This is a genomic window from Roseovarius sp. B-10, from assembly GCF_056859295.1.
Map to the genome: position 1 here is coordinate 26,348 of NZ_JBSXOE010000016.1, position 15,072 is coordinate 41,419.

At 68.6% G+C, this 15,072-nt stretch carries 16 protein-coding genes; 6 read left to right on the top strand and 10 right to left on the bottom strand.

All coding sequences use genetic code 11. From position 1 onward, the window contains the following. Positions 1-51 precede the first annotated feature (51 nt). Positions 52-1,131, top strand: a complete 1,080-nt coding sequence (locus AC13D8_RS01580) for a CaiB/BaiF CoA transferase family protein (protein WP_482967331.1) — start codon at positions 52-54, stop codon at positions 1,129-1,131. A gap of 259 nt (positions 1,132-1,390) precedes the next feature. Here AC13D8_RS01580 and AC13D8_RS01585 read toward each other — a convergent pair whose 3' ends face one another. The 3 genes from AC13D8_RS01585 to AC13D8_RS01595 form a co-directional block, all read right to left on the bottom strand. Beyond that, the gene (locus tag AC13D8_RS01585) at positions 1,391-2,110 is read right to left on the bottom strand and encodes an NYN domain-containing protein (protein ID WP_104018684.1); all 720 of its coding nucleotides are present in this window, start codon (positions 2,108-2,110) and stop codon (positions 1,391-1,393) included. Between the two features lie 59 nt (positions 2,111-2,169). Beyond that, a complete protein-coding gene (gene yghU / locus AC13D8_RS01590; protein ID WP_482967332.1) occupies positions 2,170-3,039 on the bottom strand; it encodes a glutathione-dependent disulfide-bond oxidoreductase in 870 nt (289 codons plus the stop codon). A 103-nt stretch (positions 3,040-3,142) separates the two neighbouring features. Next, positions 3,143-4,222: a PLP-dependent cysteine synthase family protein gene (locus AC13D8_RS01595; RefSeq protein ID WP_482967333.1), complete on the bottom strand. Its 1,080-nt coding sequence runs from the start codon at positions 4,220-4,222 to the stop codon at positions 3,143-3,145. Between the two features lie 221 nt (positions 4,223-4,443). Between AC13D8_RS01595 and AC13D8_RS01600 the strand changes: the two genes are divergently transcribed. Beyond that, the gene (locus tag AC13D8_RS01600; RefSeq protein ID WP_482967334.1) at positions 4,444-6,060 is read left to right on the top strand and encodes a Y-family DNA polymerase; all 1,617 of its coding nucleotides are present in this window, start codon (positions 4,444-4,446) and stop codon (positions 6,058-6,060) included. A 58-nt stretch (positions 6,061-6,118) separates the two neighbouring features. Next, positions 6,119-6,466, top strand: a complete 348-nt coding sequence (locus AC13D8_RS01605; RefSeq protein WP_129432784.1) for a DUF2794 domain-containing protein — start codon at positions 6,119-6,121, stop codon at positions 6,464-6,466. A 323-nt stretch (positions 6,467-6,789) separates the two neighbouring features. Here AC13D8_RS01605 and AC13D8_RS01610 read toward each other — a convergent pair whose 3' ends face one another. Together AC13D8_RS01610 and AC13D8_RS01615 are read right to left on the bottom strand one after the other, a co-directional pair. After that, positions 6,790-7,848, bottom strand: a complete 1,059-nt coding sequence (locus AC13D8_RS01610) for a quinone-dependent dihydroorotate dehydrogenase (RefSeq protein ID WP_482967335.1) — start codon at positions 7,846-7,848, stop codon at positions 6,790-6,792. Continuing rightward, on the bottom strand, positions 7,845-8,183 hold the full coding sequence (locus tag AC13D8_RS01615; protein WP_104018690.1) for a DUF952 domain-containing protein: 339 nt from the start codon (positions 8,181-8,183) through the stop codon (positions 7,845-7,847). The genes AC13D8_RS01610 and AC13D8_RS01615 overlap by 4 nt, the downstream gene beginning before the upstream one ends. A 96-nt stretch (positions 8,184-8,279) precedes the next feature. Here AC13D8_RS01615 and cmk point away from each other — a divergent pair, with 96 nt between their 5' ends. Continuing rightward, positions 8,280-8,888 carry a (d)CMP kinase gene (gene cmk / locus AC13D8_RS01620; protein WP_104018691.1) on the top strand — a complete coding sequence of 203 codons (609 nt, stop codon included), beginning with the start codon at positions 8,280-8,282 and terminating at the stop codon, positions 8,886-8,888. 120 nt (positions 8,889-9,008) lie between these two features. Further along, the gene (locus AC13D8_RS01625) at positions 9,009-9,398 is read left to right on the top strand and encodes a DUF4168 domain-containing protein (protein WP_482967336.1); all 390 of its coding nucleotides are present in this window, start codon (positions 9,009-9,011) and stop codon (positions 9,396-9,398) included. Between the two features lie 160 nt (positions 9,399-9,558). On the opposite strand, the gene AC13D8_RS01630 is transcribed toward AC13D8_RS01625, so the two are convergent. The 5 genes from AC13D8_RS01630 to AC13D8_RS01650 form a co-directional block, all read right to left on the bottom strand. Further along, positions 9,559-10,383, bottom strand: coding sequence for an ABC transporter substrate-binding protein (locus AC13D8_RS01630; RefSeq protein ID WP_482967337.1), 825 nt, complete (start codon positions 10,381-10,383; stop codon positions 9,559-9,561). Positions 10,384-10,408: 25 nt separating this feature from the next. After that, on the bottom strand, positions 10,409-11,179 hold the full coding sequence (locus AC13D8_RS01635) for an ATP-binding cassette domain-containing protein (RefSeq protein ID WP_482967338.1): 771 nt from the start codon (positions 11,177-11,179) through the stop codon (positions 10,409-10,411). Next, on the bottom strand, positions 11,172-11,879 hold the full coding sequence (locus AC13D8_RS01640) for an ABC transporter permease (RefSeq protein ID WP_482967339.1): 708 nt from the start codon (positions 11,877-11,879) through the stop codon (positions 11,172-11,174). The genes AC13D8_RS01635 and AC13D8_RS01640 overlap by 8 nt, the downstream gene beginning before the upstream one ends. 75 nt (positions 11,880-11,954) lie before the next feature. Further along, the gene (locus AC13D8_RS01645; protein ID WP_482967340.1) at positions 11,955-12,626 is read right to left on the bottom strand and encodes a class I SAM-dependent methyltransferase; all 672 of its coding nucleotides are present in this window, start codon (positions 12,624-12,626) and stop codon (positions 11,955-11,957) included. Continuing rightward, entirely contained in the window at positions 12,619-13,746 is a 1,128-nt protein-coding gene (locus tag AC13D8_RS01650; RefSeq protein ID WP_104018696.1) for a CaiB/BaiF CoA transferase family protein, read from the bottom strand. The genes AC13D8_RS01645 and AC13D8_RS01650 overlap by 8 nt, the downstream gene beginning before the upstream one ends. A gap of 137 nt (positions 13,747-13,883) precedes the next feature. On the opposite strand from AC13D8_RS01650, the gene AC13D8_RS01655 reads away from it, so the two are divergent. Further along, positions 13,884-15,068 (top strand): acyl-CoA dehydrogenase family protein, encoded by a 1,185-nt coding sequence (locus tag AC13D8_RS01655; protein WP_482967341.1) that lies wholly within the window; start codon positions 13,884-13,886, stop codon positions 15,066-15,068. Positions 15,069-15,072 lie beyond the last annotated feature (4 nt).

Sequence of the window (15,072 nt, forward strand, 5' to 3'; positions counted from 1 at the left end):
CCGGGGCAAAGACGTCCTATGGTCCGGGTCACGACAAGGAGGGGGACAGGGATGCTGACGGGGCTGCGCGTGGTCGAGTTCGAGGGGCTGGGGCCTGCGCCCTTCGCCGCGATGATGCTGGCGGAAATGGGGGCCGAGGTGGTGGTGATCCACCGCCCCGGCCCGGGCAGCCCGGTGGCGGGTGATCGCAACCTGCTCGACCGCGGCAAGCGGTCTATTGTGCTCGACCTAAAGGATGCGGCCGACATCGCCGTGGCGCGCGCGCTGGTCGCCCGCTCCGACGCGCTGGTCGAGGGCTATCGCCCCGGCGTGATGGAGCGGCTGGGGCTGGGGCCCGAGCCGATGCGCGCCGCCAACCCGCGCCTTGTCTACGGTCGGATGACCGGCTGGGGGCAGGACGGGCCGCGCGCCCGGCAGGCTGGGCATGACCTCAACTACCTCGCCACCTCGGGTGCGCTGTGGTACGCGGGCGCGCCCGGCACCCCGCCCCTGACGCCGCCTACCATGCTGGGCGATGTGGGCGGCGGCGCGCTCTACCTCGTCGCGGGGCTGCTCGCGGGCTTGGTGCAGGCCGCGCGCACCGGGCAGGGCACGGTGGTGGATGCCGCCATCGTCGATGGCTCGGCGCACATGATGGCGCTGCTGATGTCGATGATGCCCTCTGGCAACCTGTCGATGGAGCGAGGGCAGAGCCTGCTGGACGGCCCGCACTGGAGCCGCGTCTATGCCTGCGCCTGCGGCGGATGGATTGCTGTGCAGTGCCTCGAGCCGCAGTTCTACGCGGCGTTTCTGGATGTGATGGGGCTTGGAGGTGATCCGCGCTTTGCCGCGCAGCAGGACCGCGCGCAATGGCCCGCACAAACCGAAGCACTGGCCGCGATCTTCGCTGACCGCCCGCTGGCGTATTGGGCACGGCTCTTTGCCGGGTCCGATGCCTGCGTCGCCCCGGTGCTGCGCCCCGACGCGGCGGCAACCGATTCGCACATGGCGGCGCGCGGCGTGTGGCAGGGCGAGGGCGACAGTCTGACACCTGCGCCTGCCCCCCGCTTCGACGGGGGCGTGTCCCGGGTCACGGACCCACCCCTGCGCGGTGCGGACAGCGCGGCGATCCGGGCGGAACTGGGGATGTGAGGGAGGGGGGTGGCCTGGAGGGGACGTTTGGGTCTTGGTGCCAATGCGCGGAATCAAGGTGCTGAAAGCACCGCCGCGCAGCGCCCGACCGCCCCCTCGGGCGGGCGCTCCTCGACGTCGCAAGTAGCGGTGATCATTGAAGTGTCTTGCACCATAAATCGCATAGCACAAGCCGAACTGCGCCCACCCGGCGGTCGGGCGCTGCGCGGCTCGTCAAGTGTCGTGCTGAACGACCGCTTCAGGCCATTAGCCTCGCTCCTCAATCCACCCGCCGCACCAAGAGCTGGTTGCCCGAGCCGGGCTTGGTCTCGAACACCTTCAGTTCCTTGATGAGATCGCTCAGCTTTTTCTTGCCATATGTACGCGTGTCGAAATCGGGCTTGTCGGTCTGTATCTGCTGGCCGATGCGGCCCAGCGGATACCATTCGTCATCGCTGTCGATCTTTTCCATCGCGTCAAAGATCAGCCGCCGCGCGTCGGCGATGTGGTGGCTGTCGAGCTTGGCCTTGGGCGTGCTGCGTGGTGCGTCGCTCACGTCCTCGTAGATGTTCTCGATCGCCACGAACCGGTTGCACGCGTTCTTGAGCGCGTCGGGCGCCTTGGCCTCGCCGATGCCGATCACCGTCAGCCCCTGCTCGCGGATGCGGCTGGCCAGCCGGGTGAAATCGCTGTCCGACGAAACCAGCACGAAGCCGTCGAAATGGCCCGCGTGCAGGATATCCATCGCGTCGATCACCAGCCCGATATCGCTGGCGTTCTTGCCCTTGGTGTTGGCGGTCTGCTGGTGCTGGACGAGGCCGAGGTTCTGCGCCGTCTTGGTCCAGCCCGAAAGCTGCTGGCTCGACCAGTCCCCATAGACCCGCCGCAGCCCCGGCTCGCCATAGCTCGTGACCTCGCGCAGGATCGCGTCGGCATACTTGGCGGGGACGTTGTCGGCGTCGATCAGGACGGCGAGAAGCTGTGTGTCGCGGTTGGGCATGAAGCGGCTCCTTTTGCCCCTTCATGCCCCATTCCGCGCGCGGACGAAAGCGCCTCTCGTCAGGCGTCGTCGCCGATCTTGTCCTGTGTGCGGGTCTCGAAATCCGCTGCCGAATGCCGCTCGTGCAGTTGCATATGCGGCTCGCCAAAGCTGCGGTTGACCATGCGGCCGCGCTGTACCGCCGGGCGCGCGTCGATCTTCTCGGCCCAGGCGAGAACGTTCTTGTAGCTCTTCGCGTCGAGGAAGGTCGCGGCGTCGTAGAGCCGCCCGAGGCACAGCTGACCATACCACGGCCAGATCGCCATGTCGGCGATGGTGAATTCGTCTCCGGCGATGAAGGGCTTGTCGGCAAGCTCGCGGTTCAGCACGTCGAACTGCCGCTTGGCCTCCATCGCGAAGCGGTCGATGGGGTATTGCCATTTCTCCGGCGCGTAGGCGTAGAAATGACCAAAGCCGCCGCCGAGATAAGGCGCGCTGCCCATCTGCCACATCAGCCAGTTGATCACCTCGGTCCGCGCGGGGCCGCCCGCAGGCAGGAACGCCCCGTATTTCTCCGCCAGGTGCAGCAGGATCGAGCCGCTCTCGAACACCCGCAGCGGCGCGTCCCCGGTGCGGTCCACAAGGGCGGGGATCTTGGAATTGGGGTTGATCTCGACAAAGCCGCTGCCGAATTGCCCGCCCTCGCCAATGTCGATTTTCCACGCGTCATATTCGGCGTCATGCCCGGCGGCGAGCAATTCCTCGAACATTACCGTCACCTTGACGCCGTTGGGCGTGGCTAGCGAGTAGAGCTGGAAAGGGTGCTCGCCGACCGGCAGCTCCTTGTCATGGGTCGCCCCGGCGATGGGCCGGTTGATCGAGGCGAACTGCCCGCCAGAGGCGCCCTCCCATGTCCAGACTTCGGGCGGGGTATAGCTGTCGTCGGTCATGTGATGGCGTCCTCTCGCTTTGTGTCCTCGCCAAACTAATTCCTGATCGCGGGCGCACAATCGGCGCGACTGCACAGGTTCCTGTGCAGCCGTGCAAAGGCCGTCAGCCCAGTTGATAGCCCGGGGTCGAGGCCGAGATCGCCTGTTCCTCCTCGTCCATGTCCTCGCCGATCCCGTCAAAGAGCGGCGTGGTCATGTAGCGCTCGCCGGTGTCGGGCAACATGCACAGGATCACCGACCCGGGGGCGGCAACCTCGGCGATCTGCAACGAGACCGCGAAGGTCGCGCCGCCCGAGACGCCGGTGAAAATCCCCTCCTTTGCCGCGAGGTCGCGCGCCGCCTTGATCCCGTCGGGGCCTGAAACGGGGATGAGATCGTCATAATAGCCCTTGTCCACGGCCTCCTGCAGCACCAGCGGGATGAAATCCGGGGTCCAGCCCTGAATGGGGTGCGGCTCGAAGGCCGGGTGGCTCGCGGCGGGCTCGCCCTTGTCGTTGCGCTCCTGCGCCTGGCCGCTGCCCAGAAGCGCGGCATTGGCAGGCTCCGACAGGACGATCTTTGTCTCGGGGCGCGTATCGCGCAGCACCCGGCCCAGCCCCGTCACCGTGCCGCCGGTGCCATAGCCCGTGACCACGTAATCGAGCCGTTCCCCCTCGAAATCGCCGAGGATTTCCCGCGCGGTGGTGGCGGCGTGGATATCGGCATTGTCCTTGGTCTCGAACTGGTGGGCGAGGAACCAGCCGTTCTGCTCGGCCAGCTCCTCGGCCTTCTTGTACATGCCAAAGCCTTTTTCGGCCTTGGGCGTCAGCACCACCTTGGCCCCCAGCATCCGCATCAGGCGGCGGCGCTCGATAGAGAAGCTTTCCGCCATCGTCACCACCAGCGGATAGCCCTTCTGCGCGCAGACCATTGCGAGGCCGATGCCGGTATTGCCGCTGGTCGCCTCGACGACCGTCTGCCCGGGTTTGAGCCGCCCGTCGCGTTCAGCGGCCTCGATGATATTGACCGCCAGCCGGTCCTTGACCGAGGCTGCGGGGTTGAACGCCTCGGCCTTGACATAGATCGTCACGTGATCGGGGCCGAGGTTGTTGACGCGGATCACCGGCGTGTCGCCGATCGTATCCAGAATGCTGTCGAAGCGGCGGCCGCGGCCCGTGGTGGTGCGGATGGATGTCTCGGTCATGATCTGTCTCCCTCTTTCGTGTTGGTGGAAAAGCTAAGCCGCGTCGCGAGGGTCGAAAAGGAGTGTCCTTCGCGCACGGGGTCTGGTCCGTAAATTCGTGACATGCGTTCCGCAATAGCACGCATTCCGGGACGAAAGTATCGCATGACGGCCCGGACAGCAGACTCGACTTGGCCGACCAGTCGATCTATCTTGAGAACAAATAGCGAACATTGACTGCCATGCCCACCCGTCGCATCCTTTCCGTCTGGTTCCCCCGGCTGGGGGCCGAGCGCCTGACGCGCCGTGCGGGCGCGGCGGGGGCGTTCGCCGTGGTGGCCGAGGACGGGCCGCGGCAGGTGCTGGCCGCGCTCTCGGCCGGGGCCGAGGCGGCGGGGCTGGTGCCCGGCCAGCCGCTGCGCGAGGCGCAAGCGCTCTGCCCCGACCTGCGGACCACCCCGCAAGAGCCCGCCGCCGAGGCCGCATTTCTGCGCGCGCTGGCGCGCTGGGCGGACCGGTTCTCGCCGCTGGTGGCCTGTGACGGCGCGGCGGGGCTGATGCTCGACATCACCGGTTGCGCGCATCTTTTCGGCGGTGAGGCGGCGCTGGGCGCTGCGGTTGTGGACGAGGCCACAGACCTCGGCCTCTCGGCGCGTTGCGCCATCGCCGACACGCCCGGCGCGGCCTGGGCGCTGGCGCGCTTCGCGGGGCAGGGGGCGGCACCGGGCCGCTCGGGCGACGCCATCGAGCAGGAGGCGCGCGCCACCCGCGCCCGCGCCGCCCGGCGCGGGCCGTGGCAGGGGCGGGTGGTGCCGCGCGCCGCCGCCCCGGTGATCCTCGCGCCACCGGGGCAGCTTCACGCCGTGCTGGCCCCCCTGCCGGTGGCGGCGCTGCGCCTGCCCGAGGGGCTGGCCGATGACCTCGGTCGGCTGGGGCTGCGGCGGATCGGCGATCTCGCGGGGCAGCCGCGCGCGGCGCTGGGGCGGCGCTTCGGTCCGGTGCTCATGCGGCGGCTCGACCAGGCGCTGGGTGCTGTGCCCGAGCCGCTCTCGGCCATCGCCCCGCCGCCGCCGCTGGCGGTGCGGCTGAGCCTGCCCGAGCCGATCGGCCTGATGGATGACCTGCGCGAGGGGGCCGCGCGGCTGCTGGCGCGGCTCTGCGCGCGGCTGGCTGAGCGCGGCGAGGGCGCGCGCGCCCTGCGGCTCGAGGTGCGCGGTGCCGATGGCGGCGTGCAGGCGGTGGACCTGCGGCTGGCGCGCGCCATGCGCGACGCCGACGCGATGCTCGCGCTGTTGGTGCCACGGCTGGAGCGGATCGACGCGGGCTTTGGCATCGACATGCTGCGCCTCGACGCGCCACAGACCGAGCGTATCGTGCCCGAGCAGATGCGCGGGCAGGGGCAGGCGGCCGCGCGGGGTGACGCGCTCGCGGACTTGCTTACCCGGCTGGGCGCGCGCGTCGGGCTCGACGCGATCACCCGCCGCCACCCCGCCGAGAGCCGCATCCCGGCCAAGACCGCTATCACCCTCGCCGCCGCCTGGTCCGAGCCCGCCGCCGCACCCTGGCCGCGGCCCGAACATCCCCGCCCGCTGATGCTCTGGCGGCCCGAGCCGGTCACGCCACAGGCGGGCGGACGGCCCTGCGCGGCGTTTCGCTGGCGCGGGCGGCGGCACGAGACGGCCCATGCCATCGGCCCCGAGCGGATCGCCCCGGAATGGTGGCTGGATGACCCCGAATGGCGCACGGGCCTGCGGGATTACTGGCAGGTTCTGACCACGCGCGGCGAGCGGCTCTGGCTTTTCCAGGCGCATGGTGCGGCGCTCTCGGGGGGGTGGTTTTGCCACGGGCGGTTCGCCTGAGGCGGCCCGGCGTGTCATCGCTCTTGATTCGCGCTGCATTTGGCGCAACTCTGGGGCCATGAACATGCCAGGCCCCGGCCCGCTCGCGGGCGCGAAACCGACCGAGCCGCAGGTGGCGTTCCGACGCGACGAGTTGAGCGTGATCCTGTCGCTTTACGGACGCATGGTGGCGGCGGGCGAGTGGCGCGATTACGGTATCTCCTGCCTGCGCGAAGTGGCCGTGTTCTCGGTCTTTCGCCGCACCGCCGAGCACCCGCTCTACCGCATCGAGAAACGCCCCCGCCTGCGCGACCGGCAGGGGCAGTATTCGGTGATCGGCATGGACGGGCGGATATTGAAGCGCGGGCACGACCTGCGCACCGTGCTGCGCGTGCTCGAACGCAAGCTCATCCGCGCGGTGGAGTAGCGGGCAAAGGGGGAGCGGGGCTGGATCGGCCTTGAGCGGACCTTCCGGTCTTGGCCCACTTGCGCGGAATCAAGGCGCGGAACGCGCCGCCGCGCAGCGCCCGACCGCCCCGTCGCACCGGAGGTGCGCCGATATCGGCGGCACGCCTCTGGCGTGACGGGCGGGCGCTCCTCGTCGTTGCAAGTAGCTGTGATTGCAGAAGTATCTTGCACCATAAATCGCGCCGCACAATCGGTGTTACGCCCACCCGGCGGTCGGGCGCTGCGCGGCTCCTCAAGCGTTGTGTTGAACGTCCCCTCCAGGCCAATCCCCTCAACCACCGCTCACAGCCAGTCCTGCCTACCCGTGCCCACCGCCTCGGCCACCGACGCGAACCCGTCGCGCGCCAGCAGCGCCTCCAGCCCCCGCGCGATCTCCGACACCAGCGACAGCCCCTCATAGACCAGCGCCGAGTAGAGTTGCACCGCCGTGGCCCCGGCGCGGATCTTGGCATAGGCGTCCTCGGCCGATCCGACCCCGCCCACGCCGATGAGCGGCATGTCTCCGCCGGTCAACTGTGACAGCCGCGCCAGTACCCGCGTGGAGCGCTCGAACAGCGGCGCGCCCGACAGGCCCCCCGCCTCGTCGCGCGCGGCGCTTTGCAGCCCCTCGCGCGACAGCGTGGTGTTGGTGGCGATGATCCCGGCGACGCCCGCCTCGCGCGCGACATCGGCGATCTCGCCCAGTTCCGCGTCGCCCAGGTCCGGCGCGATCTTGAGAAACACCGGGATGCGCCGGGGCAGCCCGTCGCGCGCCGCCATCACGCCCGCGAGCAACGCCGCCAGCGCTTCGGCCCCCTGCAACTCGCGCAGCCGCTCGGTATTGGGGCTGCTGACATTGACGGTGGCGAAATCGAGATGCGCACCGCAATGGCGCAGCACCGTCGCGAAATCGGCGGCGCGGTCGGCGCTGTCCTTGTTGGCCCCGAGGTTCAGGCCGATCACCGCGCCCTGCGGGCGCCGGGCCAGCCGCGCGGCGGCGGCCTCCATGCCGTCATTGTTGAAGCCGAAGCGATTGATGACGCCGCGATCCTCCGCCAGCCGAAAGAGCCGCGGGCGCGGGTTGCCCGGCTGTGCGCGCGGCGTGACGGCCCCCGCCTCGACAAAGCCGAACCCGGCGCGCGATAGCGGCCTCAGCGCCTCGGCGTTCTTGTCGAACCCGGCGGCAAGCCCCACCGGGTTGGGCAGCGCCATCCCCGCGAGATCGACCCGCAGCCGTGGCGAGGTGACCGGGCCGGGTGCGGGGGCAAGCCCGAGCCGCAGCGCGCGCAGCGCAAGGCCGTGCGCCGTCTCGGGATCAAGCCGGTGCATCAGGCCGAGGCCGAGGCGTTCCAACCCCGTCATTCGGCGTCCTCGGGGAAGCGGTGCGCGCCCGCCACCAGCGGCAAGGGCCTTGCCCACGCCACATCCTCCAGCCGCAGCGCGCGATAGAGATGCGGGAACAGCGCCCCGCCGCGCGACGGCTCCCATTTCAGGGCGTCACCCAGCCGATCCGCCTCGACCGCCAGCAGCATCAGCCCGTCCTCGCCCGCGAAATGCTTCGCCGCCGTCTCTGCCGCCTGTTCGGCGGTCGAGAAATGCACGTAGCCGTCGGCCAGATCGACCGGCGCGCCGCGCGTCTCGCCGTTTGCACGCAGGGCGTCCCATTCCGGGGCGCGAAAAATCTTGTAGATCAGCATGGATCGGGTGATGCCGCGCCCGTGGCCTGCCGTCAAGCGATGCTTGAGGCAGGGTGCGGGATCGGCTAGCAAGATGGTCCACCAAAGGAGACGTTCATGGCGTTCACCATCGCGATCGACGGGCCGGCAGCGGCGGGCAAGGGCACCATCGGGCGGGCGCTCAGCCACCATTTCGGTTTTGCCCATCTCGATACCGGGCTGCTTTACCGCGCGACCGGGCGGCGCACGCTCGACGGGCTCGCGCCGGTGGAGGCGGCGCAGACGCTGCGCGCCGAGGATCTCGATGCCGACGATCTGCGCACCCCCGAGGTGAGCCAGGCCGCGAGCCGCGTGGCCGCCATCCCCGAGGTGCGGCAGGCGCTCCTCGATTTCCAGCGCGCCTTTGCCCGGCGCGCGGGCGGCGCGGTGCTCGATGGTCGCGATATCGGCACGGTGATCTGCCCCGAGGCAGAGGTGAAGCTCTTTGTCACCGCCAGCGATACCGAGCGCGCGCGCAGGCGACACAAGGAGATGTGCGAAAGCGGCCACGCGGTGACGCTTGAAGAGGTGATGGACGACCTGCGCCAGCGCGACGCCCGCGACAGCGCCCGCGCGGCCGCCCCGCTGAAACCGGCCGAGGATGCGCTGATGCTCGACACCTCGGAAATGTCGATCGAAGAGGCGGTGGCCGCGGCGGTGGCGGCGGTGGATGCCGCCAGAGGCTGAACGTGCAAATTGCGCGAGAAATCGCGCAGCCGTTTGCACGCATAAGAGTATCTCTTAAGTTGATGGCGCGGTCGCGGCCAGGTGCACGCGGAGCCGACACCCAAGACGAGAGGACGCCCTATGCCCACCCGAACGATATTCCAGGCACCGACGACGGCCATCGCGCTTGCGCTCGCTGCCGCGCCGGTGACCGTCGTTACCACCCAGACCGCAGCCGCGCAGCAGGACACGAGCTATTCCACCGAAGAGCTTGATATCTTTACCGAGGCTCTGCTCGGGGTGGCTGACGTGCGCCAGAAATACAGCACGCTCATGCTAAGCGCCGAGACCGAAGAGCAGCAGGCCGCCATCGCCGAAAAGGCCAATACCGAGATCACGAGAGTGATCGAGGACACCGAGGGCCTCACGCTTGATCGCTACATAGAGATCGCTATGGCCGCCAGCAATGATCCGACGCTGAACCAACGGATCATCAAGCGCGTTCAGGTCATGAGTGCCCCGAGTCAATGACCGCTGTGGGTCGGGGTTGCATCCGGGCACCCCGGCCCAACGCTATCGCGCCGCACTTGAAAGGAAAGCCACAGGAACGCCGATGACGCACTACTTTGTCGTTCTCGCGGGGCCTCTCGCCCTTGGCTCGCGCGACGCCTGCGACTGAGGATCGTCCGGCTCACCCCCCTGCGTTCGGGAAAAAGAGCTGCTGTCCGTCCACTTCATAGCCCGCGATCGCGGCCTGTCCCTCGTCCGAGAGCACCCAGTCGATGAAGGTCTGCCCGGCCTCGGCCTTGACGCTCGGGTGCTTTTCCGGGTTCACGAGGATGATGCCGTATTGGTTGAACATCTTCGGATCACCTTCCACGACGATGCCGTAGTCCCCCTTGTTGCCAAAGGCGATCCAGGTGGCGCGGTCAGTCATGATATAGGCGCCCATGGCTGTGCCGGTGTTGAGTGTCGCGCCCATGCCCGAACCCGTCTCTCGATACCAGCCGCCCGACGCGCCCTGCGCGTCGATCCCGGCCTGTTTCCACAGGCGCAATTCGGCCTTGTTGGTGCCGCTGTCATCCCCGCGCGAGGCAAAGGAGGCTTGCGTCCCGGCGATCTTGGTCAGCGCCGCGACCACGTCACGCGTCCCCGCCACACCGGCAGGATCATCCTGCGGGCCGACGATGACGAAATCGTTGTACATCACGTCGAACCGTGTCACGCCGTGCCCCTCGGCCACGAACTTCTCCTCCGCCGGCTTGGCATGCACAAAGAGCACGTCGCCATCGCCATTGGCGGCGTTCTTGATCGCCTGGCCCGTGCCCACGGCCACGACCCGGACTTCGATGCCTGTCTCCTCCTCGAACATCGGCAGGATATGGTCGAACAGGCCCGAATTCTGCGTCGATGTGGTCGATTGCACCACGATGAACGCGTCCTGCGCCTGCACCGCACCGACCCCGAGGGCCAGAGTCGCGCCGAGGGCAAGCGAAAGAAGGTGACGTCTGAACATTGCACGCTCCGTGTTTGATTGGGGTTCAGTGGGATGTTCCGGTATAGAGCCGCCCCTGCGTCCAGGCGCGGGCGGCCTCCGAGCGCGGCGCGCCCAGAACCCGGTCGAGCGGACCGCGCTCCGCGACGCGCCCGGCATCGAGAAAGATCACCTCGTCGCCCATGCGCCGCGCCTGACCCAGATCATGGGTGACCATCACGATGGTCACGCCGCGTGCATGGGCTGCATTCACCAGATCCTCGATCATCTGCGTCGAGGCGGGGTCGAGGCTGCTGGTGGGCTCGTCGAGGAACAGCAGGTCCGGCTCGCACACCAGCGCGCGCGCCACGGCGAGGCGCTGTTGCTCGCCGCCCGACAGCACGCGCGCGGGTTGGCCTGCCAGGTCGGAGAGCCGCGCCATGTCCAGCGCTTCCTGCGCGCGCTTCGCGCGGGCGCGGCCCGCCATCCCGTGGACCTTGAGCGCGAAGTTGAGATTGGCCAGCACCGACCGGCGCAGCATCACGGGACGCTGAAACACCATCGCCTGCGCCCGGCGCGCGCCGCGGTCGGGCGCATGGCCGCGCCACAGCACATCTCCCGATGACGGCGTGAGCAACCCGTGCAGCAGCCGCAGAAGCAGGCTCTTGCCGCTGCCGTTCGCGCCCATGACGAGGGTGCGCTTGCCCGGCTCTATCCCGAGGTCGATGCCGTGAATGAGGGTCTGCCCGCCCGCCGAGAAACTCAAGCCGCGCGCCGCCAGCAGCGGTTGCGCGGCAATGGCGCTCTCGGCGCGGATATCGATCACCGTGTCACGCATAGGCCGCCCTCACCGCCGAGGCGCGCAGCGCCATCACCGCGGCATTGACGATCACCGCGAGCCCCAGCAGCAACACGCCCAGCGCCAGCGCCAGTTCCAGATTGCCCTTGGAAGTCTCCAAGGCGATGGTCGTGGTCATCACCCGCGTCACGTGGTTGATATTGCCACCCACGATCAGCACCGCCCCCACCTCGGCCACCGCGCGGCCGAAACCGGCGAGCGCCACTGTCAGCAGGCTATAGCGCGCGTCCCACAGAAGAGCGGCGACACGCGTCCGTGCCGTCAGCCCGAACGAGGCGAATTGCTCGGCATATTCGCCGTGCAGATCCTCCACCACCTGTTTGGTCAGCGCCGCCACGATGGGGGTCACGAGGATGGTCTGCGCTATGATCATCGCCGTGGGGGTATAGAGCAGCCCGAGGATGCCCAAGGGCCCCGCGTTCGACAGCATCAGGTAGACAAACAGCCCCACCACCACTGGCGGCAGCCCCATCAGCGCATTGAGCAGCACCGTCACCGTGCCCCGCCCGCGAAAGCGGAATGCCCCCACGACCGCGCCCAGCGGCAGGCCGATCAGGCACGAGATGGCCACGGCCGTGAACGTCACGCGCAGCGACAACAGCACGATTTCGCTCAGGTCCCGATCCCATGTCAGGATCAGGCCGAGTGCCTCTGCCATGATGTCGCCAAAGCTGAACACGCGCGTTTTCTCCCTTTACCGGGAAAAAAAGCACAAAAACACATAACGCGCCAGCCCGAATCTCGTGCTGTGCTGTCAAACAGGCCGTAGCCGCCACATGCGAAGCGGCTGATCGAGCACGAATCCATCCCCGGCGCGGCGCGCGTGCCGGGCGAAAAGGCGTGTCAAAACCGGGCGCTGCGCTTCGGCCACGGCGCGACGGGCGGGATCGACGCGGGCGAGATACTCGATGAACGCCCCCAGATCGGCCACCGGCGTGGGCCGTCGCCACGTCTCCGGTGCCGGGCCGACAGCATTAGCCGTCATCACCGCGTCGATTGCGGCGATGGCGGCGCGGCGGATGTCTGCTTCGTCCTCCACCGGGCGCATCACCTCGAAAAACGGCCCTTCCGCCAACGGTTCCACCACGATCACCTCGCCGCCAGGGCGCAACACGCGCAGCGCCTCGCGCAGCGCGGTCTCCATCAGTGGCACCGGCACGTGGTGCAGCGAGTTGAGGAACACGCAGGCGTCAAAGCTGCCCGGCCCGAAAGGCAGCGCCTCGGCTCCGCCGATCACGAATCGCGCCTCCGGCACCCGCTCGCGCGCCGCCGCGATGGCCTCTGGGGCCGGGTCGATGCCTGTCACGGCATGGCCCGCCTGCACCAATACCCGCGCCATCTCGCCGCCCCCGCAGCCAATATCGAGCACGTCGCGCGCCCCGGTCTCCGACAGCGCCGCCGCGATCCGCCCGCCCGCGTCACTCACCTGAAAACTCCGCGCGCACGGCGCCCGTATGCGCCCCGAGCCCGGGCACCGGTCCGGGCGTGCGTGGCGCGCCGTCCACCAATGCGCCGGGGGCCAGCATTCGCACCGGCCCCGAGGGCGTCTCGACGGTGACGTGGCGGTTCTGCGGGTGGGCGACGAGGTCTTCCATGTCGCTCACCCGCCCATAGGCGATTCGCGCCGCGCGCAGCCGCTCGGCCATTTCGTCGCGTGCCACGGCGGCAAACACCGGCCGCAGGATCGCGTCGAGCGCCGGGCGGTTGGCGACGCGCGCGGAATTGCTGTCGAATCGCGGGTCGCGGGCAAGCGCCGCATCCCCGAGGATCACCTCGCAAAACGCGGCCCATTCGCGCTCGTTCTGGATCGAGATCAGCAGCGATTTGCCGTCCGCCCCCTCGTAGACACCATAGGGCGCGATGGTCGGGTGGTTGAGCCCCGCGCGCGCCGGCACCTTGCCGCCATAGGCGTATTGCAGATACGGCACGTTCATCCAGTCGGCGAGCGCGTGAAACAGCGACACCGCGACATGCCGCCCCGTGCCGGTGGCGGCGCGCCCGATCAGCGCCTCGAGGATCGCCTGATAGGCCGTCATTCCCGCCGCGATATCGCAGACCGACACGCCGGTGCGCGCAGGCCCCGCCGCGTTGCCGGTGATCGACGACAGCCCCGATTCGGCCTGCACCAGCAGGTCATAGGCCTTGAGATCGGCCAGCGGCCCCTCCTCGCCATAACCCGAGATCGAAACGGTGATGAGCCGCGGATTGTCGGCACGCAGCCGGTCGGGGGCAAATCCCAGCCGGTCGATGGCCCCCGGCGCAAGGTTCTGGATGAACACATCCGCGCGTGCCAGCATCCGCTCCATCAGCGCGCGATCGGTGTCTTGCCGCAGGTCGAGGCAGGCCGATTCCTTGCCCCGGTTGAGCCAGACGAAATAGGCGCTCTCTCCATGCACGTGGCTGTCATAACCGCGTGCGAAATCGCCCTCGGGGCGCTCCACCTTGATGACCCGCGCCCCCGCCTCGGCCAGCCGCCCCGAGCAATAGGGCGCGGCCACCGCCTGTTCGACCGAAACAACGAGAAGACCAGAGAGATCGGCAGGCATGGGCAGGCTCCTTTGATTGCGGACCAGACAATGCCGGGTCGTGGCGGCAGAGGAAAGCCCGGTTTCGCGCGGGCCCGATATTCCCCTCGGATGCAAAACCTGCGAGGTATCAACCGGAAAAGACGGGGGCAAATACCATGACCACATTCGATCCCACCGCTGCGCATGCCGATATCCGCGACGGCGTGGCGCGGGTCTGCGCGGGGTTTCCCGGCACCTATTGGCGCGATCTCGATGCGCGGCGCGCCTACCCGACCGAATTCGTCGCGGCCCTCATCCGCGAGGGCTATCTCGCCGCGATGATCCCCGAGGAATACGGCGGCTCGAACCTGCCGCTTACCGCCGCCGCGGTGATCCTCGAGGAAATCCACCGGCAGGGTTGCAACGCCGCCGCCTGCCACGCGCAGATGTACACGATGGGCACGCTCTTGCGCCACGGGTCGGCGGCGCAGAAGGCGGCGTATCTGCCGGGCATCGCCGACGGCTCCTTGCGCCTGCAAGCCTTTGGCGTGACGGAACCCACCAGCGGCACGGATACGCTTGCGCTCAAGACCACGGCCCGGCGCGAGGGCGATGACTATGTCATCAACGGCCAGAAGATATGGACCTCACGGGTGGAACATTCCGATCTCATGATCCTTCTGGCCCGCACCACCCCGCGTGACGAGGCGGCCTCGCGCACCGATGGGCTGTCGGTGTTCCTCGTCGACCTGCGCGACAAGATCGGCAACGGCGTGGAAATCCGCCCCATCCGCACGATGATCAACCACGCCACCACCGAGGTGTTCTTTGACAATTTGCGCATCCCCGCGGACAGCCTCATCGGCGAGGAAGGGAAGGGCTTTCGTTACATCCTCTCGGGCATGAATGCCGAGCGCATCCTGATCGCCGCCGAGTGCATCGGGGATGCCAAGTGGTTCCTCAAGACCGGCGCGGCCTACGCGAGCGAGCGGGTGGTATTCGGCGAACCCATCGGCGCCAACCAGGGGGTTCAGTTCCCTCTGGCGCGCGCGCAGGCGCACATGATGGCCGCCGAGGCGATCGTCTACCGCGCGGCGGCCATGTATGACGCGGGCGAGAACCCGGGGGTCGAGGCCAACACCGCCAAGCTGCTCGCCTCCGAGGCAAGCTGGGAGGCCGCCGAGGCCTGCATGCAGACCCACGGCGGCTTTGCCTTCGCCGAGGAATACGATGTCGAGCGCAAGTTCCGCGAGGCGCGGCTCTACCAGATCGCGCCGATTTCGACCAACCTGATCCTGTGCCATATTGCCGAGCGGGTGCTCGGCCTGCCCAAGTCCTACGGGCCCGGGCGGGGGGAATAAGGGG

Coding starts and splice junctions, on each gene's coding strand:
- AC13D8_RS01580 (WP_482967331.1), top strand. CDS start 52: ATGCTGACGGGGCTGCGCGTGGTCGAGTTCGAGGGGCTGGGGCCTGCG.
- AC13D8_RS01625 (WP_482967336.1), top strand. CDS start 9,009: ATGCCCACCCGAACGATATTCCAGGCACCGACGACGGCCATCGCGCTT.
- AC13D8_RS01600 (WP_482967334.1), top strand. CDS start 4,444: ATGCCCACCCGTCGCATCCTTTCCGTCTGGTTCCCCCGGCTGGGGGCC.
- AC13D8_RS01605 (WP_129432784.1), top strand. CDS start 6,119: ATGAACATGCCAGGCCCCGGCCCGCTCGCGGGCGCGAAACCGACCGAG.
- AC13D8_RS01585 (WP_104018684.1), bottom strand. CDS start 2,110: ATGCCCAACCGCGACACACAGCTTCTCGCCGTCCTGATCGACGCCGAC.
- AC13D8_RS01655 (WP_482967341.1), top strand. CDS start 13,884: ATGACCACATTCGATCCCACCGCTGCGCATGCCGATATCCGCGACGGC.
- AC13D8_RS01595 (WP_482967333.1), bottom strand. CDS start 4,222: ATGACCGAGACATCCATCCGCACCACCACGGGCCGCGGCCGCCGCTTC.
- AC13D8_RS01650 (WP_104018696.1), bottom strand. CDS start 13,746: ATGCCTGCCGATCTCTCTGGTCTTCTCGTTGTTTCGGTCGAACAGGCG.
- AC13D8_RS01635 (WP_482967338.1), bottom strand. CDS start 11,179: ATGCGTGACACGGTGATCGATATCCGCGCCGAGAGCGCCATTGCCGCG.
- AC13D8_RS01610 (WP_482967335.1), bottom strand. CDS start 7,848: ATGACGGGGTTGGAACGCCTCGGCCTCGGCCTGATGCACCGGCTTGAT.
- AC13D8_RS01615 (WP_104018690.1), bottom strand. CDS start 8,183: ATGCTGATCTACAAGATTTTTCGCGCCCCGGAATGGGACGCCCTGCGT.
- yghU (WP_482967332.1), bottom strand. CDS start 3,039: ATGACCGACGACAGCTATACCCCGCCCGAAGTCTGGACATGGGAGGGC.
- cmk (WP_104018691.1), top strand. CDS start 8,280: ATGGCGTTCACCATCGCGATCGACGGGCCGGCAGCGGCGGGCAAGGGC.
- AC13D8_RS01630 (WP_482967337.1), bottom strand. CDS start 10,383: ATGTTCAGACGTCACCTTCTTTCGCTTGCCCTCGGCGCGACTCTGGCC.